The sequence below is a fragment of the Amycolatopsis rifamycinica genome, assembly GCF_000695625.1.
Taxonomy (GTDB): Bacteria; Actinomycetota; Actinomycetes; order Mycobacteriales; family Pseudonocardiaceae; genus Amycolatopsis; species Amycolatopsis rifamycinica.
This window is the reverse complement of record NZ_JMQI01000014.1, coordinates 105,047-121,999: the sequence shown is the minus strand read 5'-3', so window position 1 is coordinate 121,999 and position 16,953 is coordinate 105,047. Positions and strand designations below refer to the sequence as shown.

The following is a 16,953-nucleotide window of genomic DNA, read 5'->3' as shown; positions in this document are numbered from 1 at the left end:
TCTCCTTGGTGCTTCGGCTCAGCGGGAGCCCGGACGGGCGATGTCGGCGGTCAGGACGTGGTCCACGAACCCGTAGTCCTTCGCCTCCTGCGCGGTGAACCAGCGGTCGCGGTCGCCGTCCTTGATGATCTGCTCGACCGTCTGCCCGGTCTGGTCCGCGGTGATCTGCGCCAGCTCGCGCTTCCACTTGTTGAACAGGTCGGCCTGGATGGCGATGTCCGAGGCCGTACCGCCGACGCCGGCCGAGGGCTGGTGCATCAGGATGCGGGCGTGCGGGAGCGCGTAGCGCTTGCCCGGCGTGCCCGAGGAGAGCAGGAACTGCCCCATCGAGGCCGCCATGCCCATCGCGTACGTCGCGACGTCCGGGCGGATGAGCTGCATGGTGTCGTAGATGGCGAACCCGGCGGTGACCGAGCCACCCGGCGAGTTGATGTAGAAGCGGATGTCGGACTCGGCGTCGTCGGCGTCGAGCAGCAACAGCTGCGCGGTGATGCGGTTCGCGATCTCGTCGTTGACCTCGGAACCGAGGACGACGATGCGCTCCTGGAGCAATCGCTCGAACACCGAGTCGGTGAGGGTGAGCCCTGCGGTGCCGGTCCGCGCCTCGGGCGTGTGCTGCGTCACGTCTGCCTGCCTTTTCGCCGGCGGCGGCCCCATGCTGACGGCCACCGCTGTCGTTTCAGATGCTTGAGATCTTGTATCCGACCCTAACGAACTTGGGCGGTGCAGAATGCCTGACACCGCCCAAGTTCGCTCACAGCTTCACTCCGCCGGAGTCTTCGCCGTCTCGTCGGTGACCTGCGTCTCCTCGGTTGCCGGCTCGTCGGTGCCGAACAGCTCCGAGAGGTCGACCTCGGCGCCGGAGCCGTCGGTCACGGTCGCCTTGCGGACGACCGAGGCGAGGGCCTTGCCGCGGCGCACGTCGGCGTAGATCGCGGTCAGCTGGCCGGACTGCTGGGCGCGCTGGACGTACTCGTCCGGGCTGATCCCGAAGCGCTGGGCCTGGTAGATGATCCGCTCGGTGAGCTCGCCGTCGTTGACCGACACCTCTTCCTTGTCGGCGATGGTGTCCAGCAGCAGCTGCGTGCGGACGGCCTTCTCCGACTCGGTGCGGGTCTCGGCGTCGAACTCTTCGAGCGTGCGGCCTTCGGCCTCGAGGGCCTTCGCGAACTGGGCCTCGTCGTGGTCGAACGGGTGGATCGCGTCGTGCTTGCGGTTCTCGATCTCGGCGTCGAGCACCTTCTCCGGGATCGGCACCTCGGTGCGCTCCAGGAGCTCGTCGAGCACCTTGTCGCGGGCCTGGACGCCCTGCTGCATCTTCTTGACGCGGCCGAGCCGCTCGCGCAGGTCGTTCTTCAGCTCTTCGATCGTGTCGAACTCGCTGGCCATCTGGGCGAACTCGTCGTCGGCCTCGGGCAGCTCGCGGGTCTTGACCGACTGGACGGTCACGGTCACCTCGGCGTCCTTGCCGGCGTGCTCACCGGCGACGAGCTGGGTGGTGAACGTCTTGGTCTCGCCGGCGTTGGCCCCGACGATCGCCTCGTCGATGCCGTCGACGAGCTGGCCGGAGCCGATCTCGTAGGACAGGCCGGTGGTGCTCGCCTCCTCGACGGCCTCGCCGTCGACGGTGGCGGACAGGTCGATCGAGACGAAGTCGCCGGTCTCGGCCGGGCGCTCGACGCCGGTCAGCGTGCCGAAGCGGGCGCGCAGCTCGTCGAGCTGCTCGTCGACCTCCGCGTCGGTCAGCTCGACGTCGTCGACGGTGATCGCGAAGCCGTCGAGGTCGGGCAGCTCGATCTCCGGGCGCACGTCGACCTCGGCGGTGAACTCGAGCACGTCGCGGTCCTCGAGCTTGGTCACGTCGAACTCGGGGTTGCCGAGCGTGCGGACCTCGTTCGCGCGGACGGCCTCGATGTACTTGGCCGGGATGGCCTCGTTGACGACCTCGTCGAGCACCGGGCCGCGCCCGATCCGGCTTTCCAGGACGCGAGCGGGCGCCTTGCCGGGCCGGAAGCCCGGGATGCGCACCTGCTGGGCGATCTTGCGGTAGGCGCGGTCGAAGTTCGGCTTGAGCTCGTCGAACGGCACCTCGACATTGATCTTGACTCGCGTCGGGCTGAGCTGCTCGACGGTGCTCTTCAAGGTCTTCTCCTCGAGCGGTAACGATTGTGGTGGACAATCCTGCGGAAATGGCCCCTGGTCGCTTCGGACCGGGACGTCCGAGTCTAGGCCAGTGGCCTCCGCCACCGGGCCGGGGGCCACCCGCGAGGTCAGGCGCCCGGCATCCGGCCGATCACCCGGCGCTCCGCGCCCCGGAACCGCCCGCGGCGTCAGGCGCCCAGCATCCGGCCGATCACCCAGCGCATCTGGCCGCTCGCGTGCGCCGCCGAGCCGCTGGGCTGCACGAGGTGGGACAGCAGCAGCCGGACGAACGCCTCGACCGCGACCCGCCACTCCGACAGCGTCAGCCCCACCTCCGGGTAGCACCGCGCCAGCAGGGCCGCCACGGCGTCCACCGAGCGTTCGAGCACGCCCTCGGGCCGGGTGGTCAGCAGCGGGAGGAAGTCGTCGCGGCCGCCCGTCGGGCAGCCGAGCGCGATCAGGATGAGCGGGTTGGCCCTGGCGGCTTCGAGGGTCTGACGGAAGGCCGCGGTGATGCCGTCGACCGGGCGGCCGGGGTGGGCGGCGACGACCTCGGTCACCCGCTCGGCGAAGCGCTCGGTTTCGCGCAGCACCAGCGCCTCGGCCAGCTCGGCCTTCGAGCCGAGTTCGTTGTAGACGGTCTGCCTGCTGACGCCGACGTGCGCGGCCAGCTTGCCCATCGTCACCGCGGCCCAGCCGTCGACGGCGATCAGGTCGGCGGCCGCGTCCAGCAGACGGTCCCGGGTGCGCACCGGGACAGGACGGGTGACGGCCTTCACATGGGCAGCTTACCCACCGCTTGCGTTCGGCTGGCCGGGACCTTTTTTCGGGACGTGGCACAACGTTTACAAAGCCGGGCGGGTTGTCTACGGTGACTCCCGCCTCGCCAGGAGCTTCTCGACCGAGGAGACCGCTCGATGCCCGTCGTCGATACCCCGCCGCGCGGCTCCCGGACGCCCTCGGCGGCGGCCGGCGTGCCGTCCCCGCGCCCGGTGCCCTCGCCGCGCATCCCGCTGCCCCGCCTTTCGGTGCCGACGCTCCTGCTGTTCGCCGGCGGCGCCGCCCTGTGGGCCACGGCGACCTGGCTGCTGCTGGCGGGGATCGCGCCGCCGGTCTACACCGTGACGCTGCACGCGATCGTCACCTTCACGATGTTCACCGTGGTGCACGAATCCGCCCACCACGCCGCAGGAAAGCTGACATGGGTCAACGAGGTGCTCGGGCGGCTGGCGATGCCGTTCGTCGCGGCGTACGCGTCATTTCCGCTGCTCCGGTTCATCCACAGTGAACACCACCGGAACACGAACGCGGACTCGCACACCGATCCCGACGCGTGGACGTCGCAGGGAGCCTGGTGGTCGCTGCCGTTCCGCTGGCTCACCATCGACTTCTGGTACGCGCGCTTCTACACCGCGCGCGCCCGCACCCGCCCGGCGACGGAACGGGCGGAATCGATCGTGCTGCTGTCGCTGGCGTTCTTCGCGGCCGCGACGCTGATCGCCTTCGGGCACGGCCGGGAGCTGCTGCTGGGTTACCTGCTCCCGCAGCGGATCGGGCTGGCGGTGCTGGCGTGGTGGTTCGACTGGCTGCCGCACCACGGCCTGCCCGCCGCCGAGCCGCGCGACAAGTTCGGCACCACGCGGGTGCGGGTGGGCCTGGAGTGGCTGATGACGCCGATGATGCTGTTCCAGAACTACCACCTGGTGCACCACCTGCACCCCGCCGTGCCGTTCTACCGCTACCTGCGGGCGTGGCGGGACAACCGGGACGCGTACCTCGCCCGCGACGTCCCGATCATCACGGCATGGGGCCGGGAGCTGACGCCGGCGGAGTACCGCGCGTGGCGGCGGCCGGCCGACGACCTCGGCGACCACGAGCCGTGCCCCGAGCCGCCGGGACTCGCGCGCCCGAGCCGGTTCCACCGGCTGCGGGTGCGGGAAGTCCGGCCGCTGACCGCGGACGCCGTCGCGATCACCTTCGACGTCCCGCCGCACCTGGCGCCGGAGTTCCGCTTTTCGCCCGGCCAGCACGTGGCGGTCCGCGCCGTGGTCGACGGCCAGGCCGTGCGGCGGACGTACTCGATCTGCGCGCCGGCGGACTCGGGCGAGCTGCGGATCGCGGTGAAGCGGCGGCCCGGCGGGGCCTTCTCCGGCTTCGCGACCACGACGCTGGCCGCGGGCGACTCCCTGGACGTCCTGCCGCCCTCCGGCTCGTTCACGCACGCCCCGGATCCGGCGCGAACCGCGCACTACGTGGCGCTGGCCGCGGGCAGCGGCATCACGCCGGTGCTGTCCATCCTGGTCAGCACGCTGAGCGCGGAGCCGCACAGCCGGGCGACGCTGCTGTACGTCAACACGTCGGGCGCGACGACGTTGTTCGCGGCGGAGCTGAGCGCGCTCGCCGAGGGCTTCGGCGGCCGGCTGCACGTCGTCCACTACCGCACCGACGAGCGCGACCCGGACCTGCACGCGCACCGGCCGCGGCACTTCGACACGGTCGGCGAGGCGCTCGCCATTTCGCACGTGCGCTACCAGCGCGGGCGGCTCGACTCCACGCGCCTGCGCGCGCTGCTGCAGAACCGGCTGCACCCGGCGAAGGTCGACGAGTGGTTCCTCTGCGGGCCCCGCGGCCTGACGGAGCTGGCCCGCCGCACCCTGGCCGACGCCGACGTCCCGGAGGAGAACGTCCACTTCGAACTGTTCCGCGGCGCCGCGCCCCTGCGCGACCCGGCGGGCACCCCGGCGACGGTGGCGGTGACGCTGGGCGGCACGACGACGTGCGTCACGGCCGAAGCCGGGGAGACGGTGCTGGACGCGGCGTTGCGGGCGGGGTACGAGGTGCCGTACTCGTGCACGGGCGGCGCGTGCGGCACATGCCGGGCGACACTGGTGCACGGCCAGGTCGACATGGACGTCCGGTACGCGCTGACGGAGGACGACGTGGCGACGGGCCGGATCCTGACGTGCCGCTCCCGCGCGACGACCCCGGCGGTCACGGTCGACTACGACCACCGCTGACCCCGGTCAGCCGGTGTGGGTGGGCGGTGTGCCCTGACCTCGCGGTCCCGCCTCGCCGTCCGTCACGGAGGTCGCCGTCGCCGTGCTGCCCGACTCCGTCGCCACCACCGTGACCGTGTCGCCCGCCGCGAGGCCCGTCGCCTGCTCGGACGTGATCGTGTACGTCTTCGAGAAGCCGTCCTCGCTCTTCGCGGTCAGGGACGTCGCGCTCAGCTCCGTCACCTCGCCCGTCTGCATGATCTTCGTGACGTAGGCGCCGTTGCCGTCGGACGCCACGTACTCGCCGTGCAGGGCCGGTCCCGAACCGCCCGGCATGCCGCCGGTCGGTCCGCCCGGCCCGGCCTGCGCGTCGGTGGCCGCCGACGACGAAGCCGCCCAGATCGCCGCTCCCCCGCCGGCCACGATCACCGCCGCGACGGCGCCCGCCGCGATCTTCCTGCCGGGGGACCAAGCCTGCTTCGGGGACGGCGCGCCCCACGTCTGGTCCGGAGTGGACGGTGCCTGCGGTGTGGTCATGTGGTGCTCCTCAACGTGATCCTTCGGTGGGATCCACGGTGGAGGCGCTCGCTGTGTGCGGACTGTGCCTGCCGTCAGCCGTTCCTGTGACCGGAAAACCGGACATCGCGCCACCGGCCGGTCACCGCACAGCCGCTTCACAGGCAGCGCACAAGCCGCACACACAGCGCGGACGGACGCTGGATCCATGGCCGCGCGAACCGTCCCGCCACGTCCCCGCCGGGGGCGGCTTCCGCTGCGCGCGAAGCTGACCGGATCGATGGTCGTGCTGCTCACCGTGGTGTGCCTGATCGTCGGGGTGGTCAGCGAGCTCGCGCTCGACCTCTTCCTCACCCGCCAGATCGACCAGCAGCTCTCGGCCGCGGCCGGCCGCTCGCTCGTCTTCGCGAGCAACGCCCGGCCGAACGGCGGCCCGCCGCCGCAGGACCTGGGCCAGCACCCGCTCGGGCAGAACGTCGGCACGGTCAGCGGCACCTTCTCCGGCCGGCAGCTCGTCCACGACGACAGCATCTCCGAGCACGGCGGACGGCTGTACCTCACGCCGGATCAGCAGGCCGTCATGCTGTCGGTGCCCGCCGACGGCAAACCGCACACGCTGTCCTTCGACGACCTCGGCGAGTACCGCCTGATGGCGCTGCCGGTCGCCGGGACGTCCGACGTCGTGGTCACCGGCCTGCCGATGAAGCCGGTCACCGACACGCTGCTCACGGTCGGGCTGATCCTGTTCGGCGTGGCCGCCGCGGGCGTGCTCGGCGCGGCCTTCCTCGGCGCGTTCGCGGTCCGCCGCACGCTGCGCCCGCTCGAGCGGGTCGCGGCCACCGCCGGGCGCGTCACCGAGCTGCCGCTCGACCGCGGCCAGGTCGCGCTGTCCATCCGCGTCCCCGAGGGCGACACCGACCCGCGCACCGAGGTCGGCCAGGTCGGCTCGGCGCTGAACCTGATGCTCGGCCACGTGGCGCAGGCGCTGGAAGCGCGGCACGACAGCGAAATCCGGGTCCGGCAGTTCGTCGCCGACGCCAGCCACGAGCTTCGCACGCCGCTGGCCGCGATCCGCGGGTACGCCGAGCTGGCCGCCCGCGGCAGCGCGCTGGTGCCGCCGGACGTCGCGCACTCGATGGGCCGGATCCAGTCCGAGGCCGTCCGGATGACGGCGCTGGTCGAGGACCTGCTGCTGCTGGCCCGGCTCGACGCGGGCCGCCCCCTGGACGTGCGCGACGTCGACCTCACCCGGCTGGTCGCCGACGCCGTCGGCGACGCCCGGGTCGCCGGGCGCGGGCACCGGTGGCTGCTGGAGCTGCCGCCGGACCCGGTCCTCGTGCACGGCGACGTCCAGCGCCTGCACCAGGTGCTGGCCAACCTGCTGGCGAACGCCCGCACGCACACCCCGCCGGGCACGACGGTGGTGACGGCGCTGGCCCGGTCGGCCGACGGCAGCGCCGTGCTCACGGTGACCGACGACGGCCCGGGCATCGCACCGGACCTGCTGCCGGACGTCTTCGAGCGGTTCGCCCGCGGCGACTCGTCACGCTCCCGCCAGGCCGGCAGCACCGGGCTCGGGATGGCCATCGCGTCCGCCGTCGTCGTCGCCCACCACGGCACGATCGAGGTGCACAGCCGGCCGGGCCGGACGGAGTTCGCGGTGCGCATCCCCGTGGCGGTGCCCGCACAGCGCGTGCACAGCATCGGCACAACCCGGCCCCAGCTGGGCACCGGAAGCTGACGTCATGACCGTTCTCGCGACCCGCGAAACCGCTGTGCCCCCGTCAACACCGGTTCGCCCGTCTTGGCTCCCGGCCTTGGCTGTCCTGCTGCTCGGGACCGCCGTGCTCTACCTGTGGGGCCTCGGCGCCTCCGGCTGGGCCAACGCGTTCTACTCGGCGGCCGCGCAGGCGGGCTCGCAGAGCTGGAAGGCGCTGTTCTTCGGCTCGAGTGACGCGGCCAACGCGATCACGGTCGACAAGACCCCGGCCGCGCTGTGGGTGATGGGCCTGTCGGCGCGGCTGTTCGGCGTCAACGCGTGGAGCATCCTGGTGCCGCAGGCGCTGATGGGCGTGGGCTCGGTCTGGCTGCTGTCCGCGACGGTCCGCCGCACGTCCGGTCCGGCGGCCGGGCTCGTCGCGGGCCTGGTGCTGGCCCTGACACCCGCGGCGGCGCTGATGTTCCGGTTCAACAACCCGGACGCGCTGCTGGTGCTGCTGCTGGTGGCGGGCGCGTACTGCGTGGTGCGCGCGTGCGAGAAGGCGAGCCCGCGCTGGCTGGCGCTGGCCGGCGTGGCGATCGGCTTCGGCTTCCTGGCGAAGATGCTGCAGGCGTTCCTGGTGCTGCCCGCCTTCGCGCTCGCTTACCTCGTCGCTGCCCCGGTGTCGCTCGGCAAGCGGCTGCTGCACCTGTTCGGCGCGTTGGTGTCGGTTTTGGTGGCGGCGGGCTGGTACCTCGTGGTCGTCGCGCTGTGGCCGGCGGCTTCGCGGCCTTACATCGGCGGTTCACAGACGAACTCACTGTGGGAATTGATCTTCGGCTACAACGGCTTCGGGCGCATCACCGGCGACGAGGTCGGCAGCGTGGGCGGTGGTACCGGCCGCGGCTGGGGTGCGACCGGCCTGACCCGTCTGTTCGGCGGCGAGATGGCGGGCGGGATCGCGTGGCTGCTCCCCGCGGCACTGCTGGCACTGGGCGCGGGGCTGTGGTTCACCCGCCGCGCCCCGCGCACGGACGCCTCCCGAGCCGCCCTGGTCTTGTGGGGCGGCTGGCTGCTGGTGACGGCCCTTGTCTTCAGTTACATGAGCGGGATCATCCACCCGTATTACACGGTGGCTTTGGCCCCGGCGGTGGCGGCGCTGGTGGGCACGGCGGCGGTCCAGCTGTGGCGCCTGCGCGCCCACCCGGCGGCCTCGGGCCTGCTCAGCGGCGGAGTGGCGTTGACGGCGCTCACGGCGTATCTGCTGCTGGGCTCGTCATGGCAGCCGTGGCTGGCTCCGACGGTGTTGGTGGGTGGCCTCCTGGCGGCGGTGGCGCTGTTCTTCGCGCCGCACTTGACCCACCGGGCGGCTTCGTTTGTCGCCGCGTCTTCCCTGGTGGTTTTGTTGACCGGCACCGGGGCGTACACGCTGGCCACGGCGGCCACAACGCACAGCGGCGCAATCCCGTCGGCAGGCCCGTCATCAGGCTTCGGCGGCCGCGCTCCCGGCGGCGGCCGTGGCCCGGGTTCGCTGCTTTCGACGACTTCACCGGGCGCTCAGCTCACGGCGTTGCTCCAGCAGGACGCGTCTCGCTACACATGGACGGCGGCAACGGTGCTGTCCAACGCGGCGGCGGGTTACCAGCTGGCGAGCCGAGCGCCGGTGATGGCGGTGGGTGGTTTCAACGGGACCGATCCGTATCCGACGGTGGAGCAGTTCCAGCAGTACGTTTCGGAGGGCCGAATCCACTATTTCCTGGGCGAGGGCATGACGATGCCGGGATCGAGCGGCTCGGACGCGGCCCAGCAGATCGCCGAGTGGGTGGCGGCGCACTTCCCCTCGTCTACTGTGGACGGTGTCACGGTCTACGATCTCACGGCGACCGGCTGACCGACGAAAGTTCCCTGGTCAAAGGGCTGTCGCGTCCGGCAAAATGGTGGTGCCCCGGCGAACAGGAGTGCCTGCCGTGACCGAGCCCGACTTCAGGCCGGCCCGCGCAGATGATGTGTTTCCGTTCGCGAGAGCCCTGGGCGATCACGCATTCTTCATCGACCGGCTACACCGGCAGCGGAACGGCCTGGGCACCCTGTTCGTCGCCTGGCTGGGCGACCGCCCGGCCGGAGACGTCTACGTGTGGCTGGAGCGAGCGGAGGAGGAGCCGATCCGCGGGCACCTGCCCGGCGTACCGTTGCTGACCCATCTGGAGGTGCACAGGGAGCTGCGCAACCGCGGCATCGGGAGCGCATTGGTGGCCACGGTCGAGCGTTACTTGATGGAGGAAGGATACGGGCGGGTCGCATTGGCGGTCCGGACCGACAACACCCGAGCGGCGCGGCTGTACCACCGGCTGGGTTATGTGGACTGGGGCCACGGCGAGGTCGTCTGCTACGCGTTGACGACCACGCCGGACGGCCGTATCCACGAGGAAGCCGAGCTGTGTCACGTCTTGGTCAAGGATTTGCTGCCGGTCATGCCCGTACCGAGGGCCGAGATTCGTTCGATCGGCGCTTCGCGCCGTTTCTGATCCGGTGCTCCACGCCCCAGTGGATACGGGAGGGGTCGATGCCGAGGCTCACAAGCGCATCTTCGAAGCTCACAACATCGTGGCGGGATTTGGACATGTGATCGCGCCAGCGGACGTTGTCCACCTGCCAAGCCTGCAGGTACTTGACGCAGAGCTCCGGCTCAATGAGGTAGCTGCGCCCGATCGCCGCCTTCAGCGCGACAATCATCCGCGCCTTCTGGGCCGATTCGATCGTCGACGATTCCACGCGTTCGACGGTGTGCTTGATGATCTGCCGCCGGTCAGGAAGAAAGCCGCGCCAGTACTTCTCGTCGGCCTCATTCAGGCCGAGCCCCCGGTCAAGTAGGCCGAACACCCCTTCGGCGAGGGTGTCTCCCAGTTCTTCACCACGGGCGCGATCGGCGTCGCGGTAGGGATCATAGGGCTTTTGCGTCGCCAGGCCGGTAACAGCCGATGGCCGCAACCCCATCCCGTCCAGCAGAAAGAACCAGTCCTCGTTGTAGATGTTGGGAAAGAACGAATCAAAGGCGTCCTCGCCGACGGCGAGCGCGCCGCCGCCGATGAAGGTGGCCTGATCGACACCGATGTCCCGGAGTGCGTGACACACCACGGAGTTGTCCGGCATGCCACCGTTCTCGAGCCCGACGACCGCGTGTTCGCCGAGCGCCCCCGCCGCCACCCCGAGATCTTCCAGGTCGGGCAACTCGATGTCGTCATCGAGGAAGAGGATTCGCTTCCACCCCGCGAGAGCCGCGATGGACAACCCCAAGTTCCGCTTCAGGCTGGTATCGACCTTCCGGTGGTGCTCCCGGGAGCGGCTAAGCAACTGATCAGTCTCGAACGCGGGTATGCCCCACGCAGGCAATCGCCGCACATCGATTGCTGTGACCCGAGCGCCGGCACGTCTCGCTTGGATGGCAGCGTTATTGGCGTTGGCTCGCAGGCTGCACAGCAACAACAGGTGCGCACCCAGACGAACCGCCGCGTCAATGGCTTGTTTCAGGTAAACCGGCGGACGGCCATTCGGCACAACGATCGCATCCAACTTCGCCCGCGGGGCATTCTGGGGGTCCACCCGAGTCAGCAGATGGCGGTGCGTAACGTGCTGCCCCGGCATTACGCGCCGGCCTCGGGCCACTCGTGCAACCTGTTCTCCTCGACAGTCCAGTCTGGGGTGAGCCCTTGCCCGCCGACGACGGGCACACGGCTGATGACACTGAACGTTTCCGCGTCGCCGAAGCGATCCTGCAGATATGCCCAGTTTTGGTCGCGGAACCGGGCGTCGGTGAGGGCTCTCACCGCGCCAAGCGTGCCGCGACCGTACATGCCGTTGCACACCGTAACGGTGCGCCGCGGATTGAACGGACTCACCCCTCGGTAAAGGTGGGCCACGTCCTCCAGCAGATGTCCACCTTTGTCAAGCCGTGGCGAGAACAGCCGCGTCTCGCCCCCGCGCTTTACACGGAAACCGTTGTTCCTCGGTTCGGCCTCGCGGCTGACTTGCTCGACCGGGAGGTCGACGCGCTCGATCACGTCCTTCGTCACGGTGTTCCAGTCCACGCCGCCGAGCAGGACCAGGTGCGCCGTGTAGTCGTCGGCCTTCAGCTCGCCGGCGGTCAAAAACCTGACCCTGTTGTCAGGGTTACGTGACCGAATGTGACCGAACAGTTCGATCAAGGCGTCCGGATCGGCGTAGGTGTACAGCAAGACGTAGTCGGCGTTCTCGGGGTCCGCGTAGGTCAAATGCTGCCGGTACTCTTCCGGGAGCTGCGCACAGACGATGGTGATGTCCTCGTCCGCCCCGAACTGCCAGAAGTCCGTCCGGATCGGAGCCGGCTCGATGGTCTCTCGTCCGTCACGCAGCCAGAGCAACTCGGCCAGCAGGTCCTTGCGGCTTACTTGCTCTTCGTCCGTCAGCTGTTTGACAGGGAGGACGGTGTCGCCGTCCATGTTCAACGGGCGAGCGAACAGTGTTGCGTATGCCTTCAACCGATGGACCGGCGGGGTGACCGGCCTTTGGGTGTTCTCCCACGATGAGATGAGCCCGGTACTGAGCGGCCTGCCCTCGCCGAGGGCTTGGGCGAGCTGAGCCTGAGTGATGCCCGCGCCCTCCCTCAGCGCGCGCAGACGACGCGCGAGCGCAGGCCGCGGCTCCGCTGGGGACATGACTGGCCCCCCTTCAGGGAAGTTCAGTGTAGTTCAGTACAGGTAGGTAAGGGCAAGGACTTTAACCCTGCCTACCTGTGCAGTTACATCCGACACACCGTCGTCGGCGCTGAACCTACCTGAACGGTGAACACCCAAAGCACCGAAGCGATAACAACCCGCATGGCCCCCGCTGCCGACGGGTATCAGAGTTCTACAGTCAAGTCGACTGAACTTCAGTTCCGACCTGAAGCCAGGAGCGGGCCATGGACACCTCAGCGGACATACCCCGGCACCGGGCCATCATGGCGGTCGACATCGAAGGGTCGACCCACACGACGAACTCGGTGCGTACCCAGCTCCGGAGCGCTCTCTTCGAGCTGCTCGACGAAGCCCTCGCCGCCGGCAGGATCGGCCGGAAACACCGTGATGAGTTCGTCGACCGCGGAGACGGGGCCCTGTGCCTGATCCGGCCGTACGATCAGCTCCCCAAGACGCTCCTGCTCACCGCTGTGGTCCCCCGGCTCGCCGAGCTCCTCGTCAAGCACGCCGAATCACGGCCGGAGCTCGCCTTCCGGTTGCGCGTCGCCGTGCATGCCGGTGAGGTGCACCGGGACGCTCGCACCTCCTACGGCGAGGACGTCGACATCGCCTGCCGGCTGGTCGACTCGCCCGAGCTCAAACGACACCTGCACGAGACCGCCGAGCCGCTCGCGCTGGCCGTCTCGCAGGAGTTTCACCGCTCGGTCGTCCGGCACGGCTATCCCGGCATCGATCGCAGCGCCTTCACACAAGCCGTCCACTTCAAGCTCGGCGAAGAACGGCTGCGCGGCTGGCTCTACACGCCCGAGGCGAGAGCACCCGGAGAAGGCCTGACCGCATAGCCGAGCCCCTGGGGAGGTGGCACGCGAATGCACGGCGACGGATTTCTGGCCCTGCTGGGCGATGACGGCCGCGAGGCGCTGGACGCGCTGGCCACCCCGCGGACTTTCCGCCGGGCCGACCGGCTCTGCCGCGAAGGCGATCCGGCGAGGAACGTGCTGATGCTGCTGTCCGGACATGTGCGGATCACGAAGGTCACACCCGACGGCCGGGAAGTGGTCGTAGGCGTCCGCGGGGCCGGTGACATCGTCGGCGAGCTCGCCGCGATCGATGACCGCTCGCGATCGGCCACGGTCGAGGCGTTGGTGGACGTCGAAGCCCTCGAGGTTTCCGGCAGCCGGTTCGCGGCACTGTGCCAAGGTGACGCACAGATCTCCTGGGCGCTCGTGCTGGTGTTGGCCGCGCGTCTGCGCGACGTCGGCCGCCAATGGCTCGAAATGACGGGCGGCTCCGCGATCCGTCGCGTCGCGGCGCAGCTGATGCAGCTTGCCGTCCAGTACGGCATGCGGCAGGGCGACCACGTGGAAATCGCCATTCCGGCCACGCAGGCCGAACTCGCCATGACGGCGGCGATGTCCCGCGAATCCTGGGCCCGTGCGACCCGGGAACTCCGGCAGCGCGGGGTCATCAGCACCGGCCGGAGACGGGTGACGATCCACCGCCCGGCTGAACTTCGCCGGCTGGCGCGGTGAATCCCGCGCTCTGTGCCGGATGACACAAAGCCCGGCGCGAGCCGGAGGTTTGCTGGATTCCCGAGGAGGAGGGCACTCATGGAACCGTACGCGACAGCACCACGCCGCAGCCGCTGGCGCCGGGGCGTCTACGCAGCCTGGCTCGTCATCCCGTTCACCGCTTCGCAGGTCTGGGCGCTGCTGGTGCTGTTGCGGCTGGCGCCCCTCGAAGGCTTGCTGGGCCAGGCTTTCGCGATAGTCCTGCTGGGATCCGTCGTCGCGCTCTGGGCGGCGTGGCGCTGGACCTGGCTGCTGGGCCGCGACCGCGACCGGCAGCCCACCCCGAAGAACCGGATTCCGACATGACATCCGGCCTGGCGATCGTCACGACCCTCGTGCTGGGCGTCGGCGCCGGACGTCTCTTGCGACACTTCGGCGGCGTCCTCCGTCGCCGGCTCACCGGAAGGAGCACGGAAATGACCAGCAGGCAGGCATCGTTCGCCGTCCGGCTTTACCACTGGCGGTGGGAAATCCTGGTGGTGACGCTGCTGCCCTACGCCGTGGTGGCGTTCGCGCTGTGGTCGGGGCCGCTGTGGACGTCGGTGGCCCTCGCCGCGGCACTCGGGCTGGCGGTGTTGCGGCGGCGCCAGGTGCGGGAGCGGATCCGGGCCGTCCGGCTCCAGCACCGGCTGCGCGCGGCGTTCCCGCTGCTGCGGCTGCCCGGCGGTCGCCGTCCGGCGATCCTGTGGTCGCGGCCGCGCGGGGGTGACATCGTCGTGTCGCTGTTCGGCCGCGAGGCGTTCGAGCCGTTGCACCGCCAACGCACCGCCCTCGCCGCGGCGTGCTCTGTCCCGGCGGTCTACGTCGACCGCCACCCGAAGTACGCGAGCTTCGTGACGCTGACCATCAGCCCGACCGACGGCCCGCGAGAACTGAGCCGGGCGCTCCCGAGCAACGTGGTTCCCCTACGCGCCCACAGCTAAGCCGCGCCCAGCACGTCGGTGATCAATGTGGACAGTTCGCCGCCGTGCCAGGAACTGGCCGAGAACCGCTCCTGGGCGATTCCCCGCCAGGGAGCCGTTCCCCTCGTGAGCTCGCCGTCCGACGTGAGTGTCCCGATTTCCTGCGCCGCAACACCTTCTCCGCGCAGGGCCTTCGTGGCCACCTCGACGTCCTCGGCCCGGACCGCGACGACGAGACCCCAGTCGCCCCAGGTCTGGGCGAGGGCGAACGGCGTCAACCCGCACTGCCGGGCCACCGAAGCCGGCCGTTCGTCGAGGGTGAACTCTTCGGTGATCGCCGCGCCGAGGCCGTTCGCTTCACACAGTGAGCGGACCGTGGCGAACAGGCCGTCGGAGACGTCCATCGCCGCCCGCGCGAGTCCGGTGGCGGCCAGCACCCGCCCGGCCTTCAGCTGGGCCATCGGACGGCAGGCGCGGTGCCAGACCTCCGAGCGGTCCGGCTCCGGGAGCGTCGCCTGCCCGGTCTCCAGCAGGGCGGCGGCCCAGAGGTAGCCGGGGGATCCGGCCAGCAGCAGGCGGTCCCCGGCGCGGGCTCCGGACCGCCGCAGCCTGCTGCCCGGAACGCACCTGCCGATCGCGGTGGCGGTCAGCTGCGGCACGGCACCGTCCCGGATGTCGCCTCCGACGACCTTCGTGCCGTGCGCCGCGCAGCAATCGTCGACGCCGTCGAGCAGCCGTTCGAAGGACGTGACCGTGGTCGTCTTCGGCAGGGTGTAGCCGGCGACCAGTCCCAGCGGCTCGGCCCCGGCGGCGGCCAGGTCGGAGAGGTTGATCGTCGCCAGCAGCCAGCCCGCGTGGTACAGGTCGGGCTCGCGCAGGAGGTTCACCAGCGGCGTCGGACAGCTGTCGGTCGTCGCGACGAGCTCGCTGGGGGCGTTCACCGCACCGAGCAGGGCGCTGTCGTCGCCGAAGCCTTCCGTGCCTTCGTAGCGCGGCCGCAGGACGTGCTCCTGGATGCCGCGCTCACCCAGGTCGCCGAGGCACAGCTCACTGGTACCGGACATGATCCGCCAATCGAGACGCGACCACCGCGTGGTCGCTCGAATAGTTGTGCGGCATGGCGCCGTAGGGCCGCTCGCTCCCGGTCGAAGCGAACAGCATCAAGTTGCAGATGCGCGCGCCGGGATACAACAGGACCGGGTGCCGGAGGTGGTTGACGATCTCCAGCGTGAGCACTGCGCCCGTCTCGTGCCCGAAGCCCGGGCTGACCTGCCCGCACAGCACGACGCTGATCCCGAGCCGCGCGTAGTCGCTGGTGCCGTCGACGAGGCCGGCCAGGTTGCCCGAGAGGCCGATCTTCTCCAGCGTCGGCGCGAGCACCACCTCACCCGGCTCGACGCTCAGCCGCCCGTGTCCGTCCGGCTCCTTCGCGACGAGCTCGGGGTGGGTCGAGCGGTCCGCGACGTCGACCGGACCGGAGGTCACCAGCGTGAACGCCTCGTGCCCGAGCCGCAGGCTGAGTGCGGCCGGCCGCACCAGCGCGGCATCGAACGGATCCACGCGCAGCTCGCCGGTGCCGATGGCGCGCCGGATGGCCCGATCGGTCAAAATGCCCGGCCGGCTCCGCTCTCCCACCCGGTTCCGCGGCTCCACGGACGTCATGGTGCGCCCCCGTTGTCCAGGCTCGCCCGCACGGCGGTCACGAGCTGGTGGAAGTCGGCCTCCGTGAGGTCGAAGTTGGGCTGGTCATCGCTTTCCCCCGGCTCGCAGTAGACGACCGTGGTGGGTGTCCGCCGGGGTCCCTGGACCACGACCGTCGCGGTGAGCCCGGCGTCGATGGGCCGCACCGTGTGCACGATCGCGGTGTCGCAGGTGTAGACGTCGCCGCCCTGCACGTGCGGTACCGCCCGGCGTTTGAGCCGCACCTCGCCGTCGGCGGTCAGGGCCGCCGGGTTCGCGGGGTCGGTGCCGTAGCGGTACCGCCGGAAGGGCTTGCCGCCCTCGGCCGTCTCTTCGAACTCGACCATGTGCATCCCGGTTCCGGCCAGGACGTGCGAGGCGAACTCCCAGCGGTGGCTGTGCGGGTTGCTCTCGCCACGGGACGGCGTATCGCTGCGTGGCCAGACGTGCAGGCGGACGCGGAACTCCGGCTCGACGCCGGTGTGGAGGACGATCTTCGCGAAGCCGTTCGGATGCCAGTACGAGCGTTTCGCGATCTCGGCGACCGCCGCGTCGTCGGCAGCCAGGTCGCGCAGCCACGCGGCGAACGCGTCACGGGCGGTGCGGACGTACTCGGCCGCCGCGGCGAGCTCGGTCAGCCGGGGCTGGGACCCGGTGCCGCGCAGTGCTTCCGCGAGCTGTCGCGGGAAGTCGTGGTCGTCGGCGACGACCCTCGGTGTCGTGCTCATCGTGGGA

The 16,953-nt window shown here is 70.4% G+C and carries 17 protein-coding genes; 8 read left to right on the top strand and 9 right to left on the bottom strand.

Annotated features, from left to right (window positions below; genetic code table 11):
- Nucleotides 1-18 precede the first annotated feature (18 nt).
- The 3 genes from DV20_RS07345 to DV20_RS07335 form a co-directional block, all read right to left on the bottom strand.
- The gene (locus tag DV20_RS07345; RefSeq protein WP_013228512.1) at nt 19-624 is read right to left on the bottom strand and encodes a ClpP family protease; all 606 of its coding nucleotides are present in this window, start codon (nt 622-624) and stop codon (nt 19-21) included.
- A gap of 138 nt (nt 625-762) precedes the next feature.
- Nucleotides 763-2,142 carry a trigger factor gene (gene tig / locus DV20_RS07340; protein WP_043777574.1) on the bottom strand — a complete coding sequence of 460 codons (1,380 nt, stop codon included), beginning with the start codon at nt 2,140-2,142 and terminating at the stop codon, nt 763-765.
- A 188-nt stretch (nt 2,143-2,330) separates the two neighbouring features.
- Nucleotides 2,331-2,921 carry a TetR/AcrR family transcriptional regulator gene (locus tag DV20_RS07335; protein ID WP_043777571.1) on the bottom strand — a complete coding sequence of 197 codons (591 nt, stop codon included), beginning with the start codon at nt 2,919-2,921 and terminating at the stop codon, nt 2,331-2,333.
- A 138-nt stretch (nt 2,922-3,059) separates the two neighbouring features.
- Between DV20_RS07335 and DV20_RS07330 the strand changes: the two genes are divergently transcribed.
- Entirely contained in the window at nt 3,060-5,159 is a 2,100-nt protein-coding gene (locus DV20_RS07330) for a fatty acid desaturase (protein ID WP_043777569.1), read from the top strand.
- A 6-nt stretch (nt 5,160-5,165) separates the two neighbouring features.
- On the opposite strand, the gene DV20_RS07325 is transcribed toward DV20_RS07330, so the two are convergent.
- A complete protein-coding gene (locus DV20_RS07325) occupies nt 5,166-5,675 on the bottom strand; it encodes a hypothetical protein (RefSeq protein WP_043777567.1) in 510 nt (169 codons plus the stop codon).
- A 187-nt stretch (nt 5,676-5,862) separates the two neighbouring features.
- Between DV20_RS07325 and DV20_RS07320 the strand changes: the two genes are divergently transcribed.
- The 3 genes from DV20_RS07320 to DV20_RS07310 all read left to right on the top strand — a co-directional run bounded on the left by DV20_RS07320 (nt 5,863) and on the right by DV20_RS07310 (nt 9,878).
- A complete protein-coding gene (locus tag DV20_RS07320; RefSeq protein WP_043777564.1) occupies nt 5,863-7,395 on the top strand; it encodes a sensor histidine kinase in 1,533 nt (510 codons plus the stop codon).
- A 4-nt stretch (nt 7,396-7,399) separates the two neighbouring features.
- Nucleotides 7,400-9,244, top strand: coding sequence for an ArnT family glycosyltransferase (locus DV20_RS07315; protein WP_051735829.1), 1,845 nt, complete (start codon nt 7,400-7,402; stop codon nt 9,242-9,244).
- A 76-nt stretch (nt 9,245-9,320) separates the two neighbouring features.
- Nucleotides 9,321-9,878 carry a GNAT family N-acetyltransferase gene (locus DV20_RS07310; protein ID WP_235190731.1) on the top strand — a complete coding sequence of 186 codons (558 nt, stop codon included), beginning with the start codon at nt 9,321-9,323 and terminating at the stop codon, nt 9,876-9,878.
- On the opposite strand, the gene DV20_RS07305 is transcribed toward DV20_RS07310, so the two are convergent.
- Together DV20_RS07305 and DV20_RS07300 are read right to left on the bottom strand one after the other, a co-directional pair.
- Entirely contained in the window at nt 9,823-10,953 is a 1,131-nt protein-coding gene (locus DV20_RS07305; protein ID WP_152603643.1) for a hypothetical protein, read from the bottom strand. The two genes, DV20_RS07310 and DV20_RS07305, sit on opposite strands and share 56 nt — an antisense overlap.
- Before the next feature lie 41 nt (nt 10,954-10,994).
- Complete coding sequence (locus DV20_RS07300) at nt 10,995-12,044, bottom strand: helix-turn-helix domain-containing protein (protein ID WP_043777563.1); 1,050 nt, start codon at nt 12,042-12,044, stop codon at nt 10,995-10,997.
- A 245-nt stretch (nt 12,045-12,289) separates the two neighbouring features.
- On the opposite strand from DV20_RS07300, the gene DV20_RS07295 reads away from it, so the two are divergent.
- From DV20_RS07295 to DV20_RS07280, 4 genes are all read left to right on the top strand, one after another.
- Entirely contained in the window at nt 12,290-12,907 is a 618-nt protein-coding gene (locus tag DV20_RS07295) for a nucleotidyl cyclase domain-containing protein (RefSeq protein ID WP_043777562.1), read from the top strand.
- A 27-nt stretch (nt 12,908-12,934) separates the two neighbouring features.
- Nucleotides 12,935-13,597, top strand: coding sequence for a Crp/Fnr family transcriptional regulator (locus DV20_RS07290; protein ID WP_043777561.1), 663 nt, complete (start codon nt 12,935-12,937; stop codon nt 13,595-13,597).
- A gap of 78 nt (nt 13,598-13,675) precedes the next feature.
- On the top strand, nt 13,676-13,942 hold the full coding sequence (locus DV20_RS07285) for a hypothetical protein (RefSeq protein ID WP_043777560.1): 267 nt from the start codon (nt 13,676-13,678) through the stop codon (nt 13,940-13,942).
- 110 nt (nt 13,943-14,052) lie between these two features.
- On the top strand, nt 14,053-14,559 hold the full coding sequence (locus DV20_RS07280; protein WP_043777813.1) for a hypothetical protein: 507 nt from the start codon (nt 14,053-14,055) through the stop codon (nt 14,557-14,559).
- Here the strand turns inward: DV20_RS07280 and DV20_RS07275 are convergent.
- From DV20_RS07275 to DV20_RS07265, 3 genes are read right to left on the bottom strand one after another with little or no spacing between them, the layout of a single operon-like run.
- Nucleotides 14,556-15,602 carry a thiamine-phosphate kinase gene (locus DV20_RS07275; RefSeq protein WP_043777558.1) on the bottom strand — a complete coding sequence of 349 codons (1,047 nt, stop codon included), beginning with the start codon at nt 15,600-15,602 and terminating at the stop codon, nt 14,556-14,558. The genes DV20_RS07280 and DV20_RS07275 overlap by 4 nt on opposite strands.
- Nucleotides 15,586-16,200: a dCTP deaminase gene (dcd, locus tag DV20_RS07270; RefSeq protein ID WP_043777557.1), complete on the bottom strand. Its 615-nt coding sequence runs from the start codon at nt 16,198-16,200 to the stop codon at nt 15,586-15,588. Before dcd ends, DV20_RS07275 begins: the two co-directional genes overlap by 17 nt.
- Nucleotides 16,197-16,946: a hypothetical protein gene (locus DV20_RS07265; protein WP_043777555.1), complete on the bottom strand. Its 750-nt coding sequence runs from the start codon at nt 16,944-16,946 to the stop codon at nt 16,197-16,199. Before DV20_RS07265 ends, dcd begins: the two co-directional genes overlap by 4 nt.
- Nucleotides 16,947-16,953: the final 7 nt, after the last annotated feature.

Coding starts and splice junctions, on each gene's coding strand:
- DV20_RS07330 (WP_043777569.1), top strand. CDS start 3,060: ATGCCCGTCGTCGATACCCCGCCGCGCGGCTCCCGGACGCCCTCGGCG.
- DV20_RS07325 (WP_043777567.1), bottom strand. CDS start 5,675: ATGACCACACCGCAGGCACCGTCCACTCCGGACCAGACGTGGGGCGCG.
- DV20_RS07320 (WP_043777564.1), top strand. CDS start 5,863: ATGGCCGCGCGAACCGTCCCGCCACGTCCCCGCCGGGGGCGGCTTCCG.
- DV20_RS07315 (WP_051735829.1), top strand. CDS start 7,400: ATGACCGTTCTCGCGACCCGCGAAACCGCTGTGCCCCCGTCAACACCG.
- DV20_RS07300 (WP_043777563.1), bottom strand. CDS start 12,044: ATGTCCCCAGCGGAGCCGCGGCCTGCGCTCGCGCGTCGTCTGCGCGCG.
- DV20_RS07295 (WP_043777562.1), top strand. CDS start 12,290: ATGGACACCTCAGCGGACATACCCCGGCACCGGGCCATCATGGCGGTC.
- DV20_RS07290 (WP_043777561.1), top strand. CDS start 12,935: ATGCACGGCGACGGATTTCTGGCCCTGCTGGGCGATGACGGCCGCGAG.
- DV20_RS07285 (WP_043777560.1), top strand. CDS start 13,676: ATGGAACCGTACGCGACAGCACCACGCCGCAGCCGCTGGCGCCGGGGC.
- DV20_RS07280 (WP_043777813.1), top strand. CDS start 14,053: ATGACCAGCAGGCAGGCATCGTTCGCCGTCCGGCTTTACCACTGGCGG.
- DV20_RS07275 (WP_043777558.1), bottom strand. CDS start 15,602: ATGTCCGGTACCAGTGAGCTGTGCCTCGGCGACCTGGGTGAGCGCGGC.
- dcd (WP_043777557.1), bottom strand. CDS start 16,200: ATGACGTCCGTGGAGCCGCGGAACCGGGTGGGAGAGCGGAGCCGGCCG.
- DV20_RS07265 (WP_043777555.1), bottom strand. CDS start 16,946: ATGAGCACGACACCGAGGGTCGTCGCCGACGACCACGACTTCCCGCGA.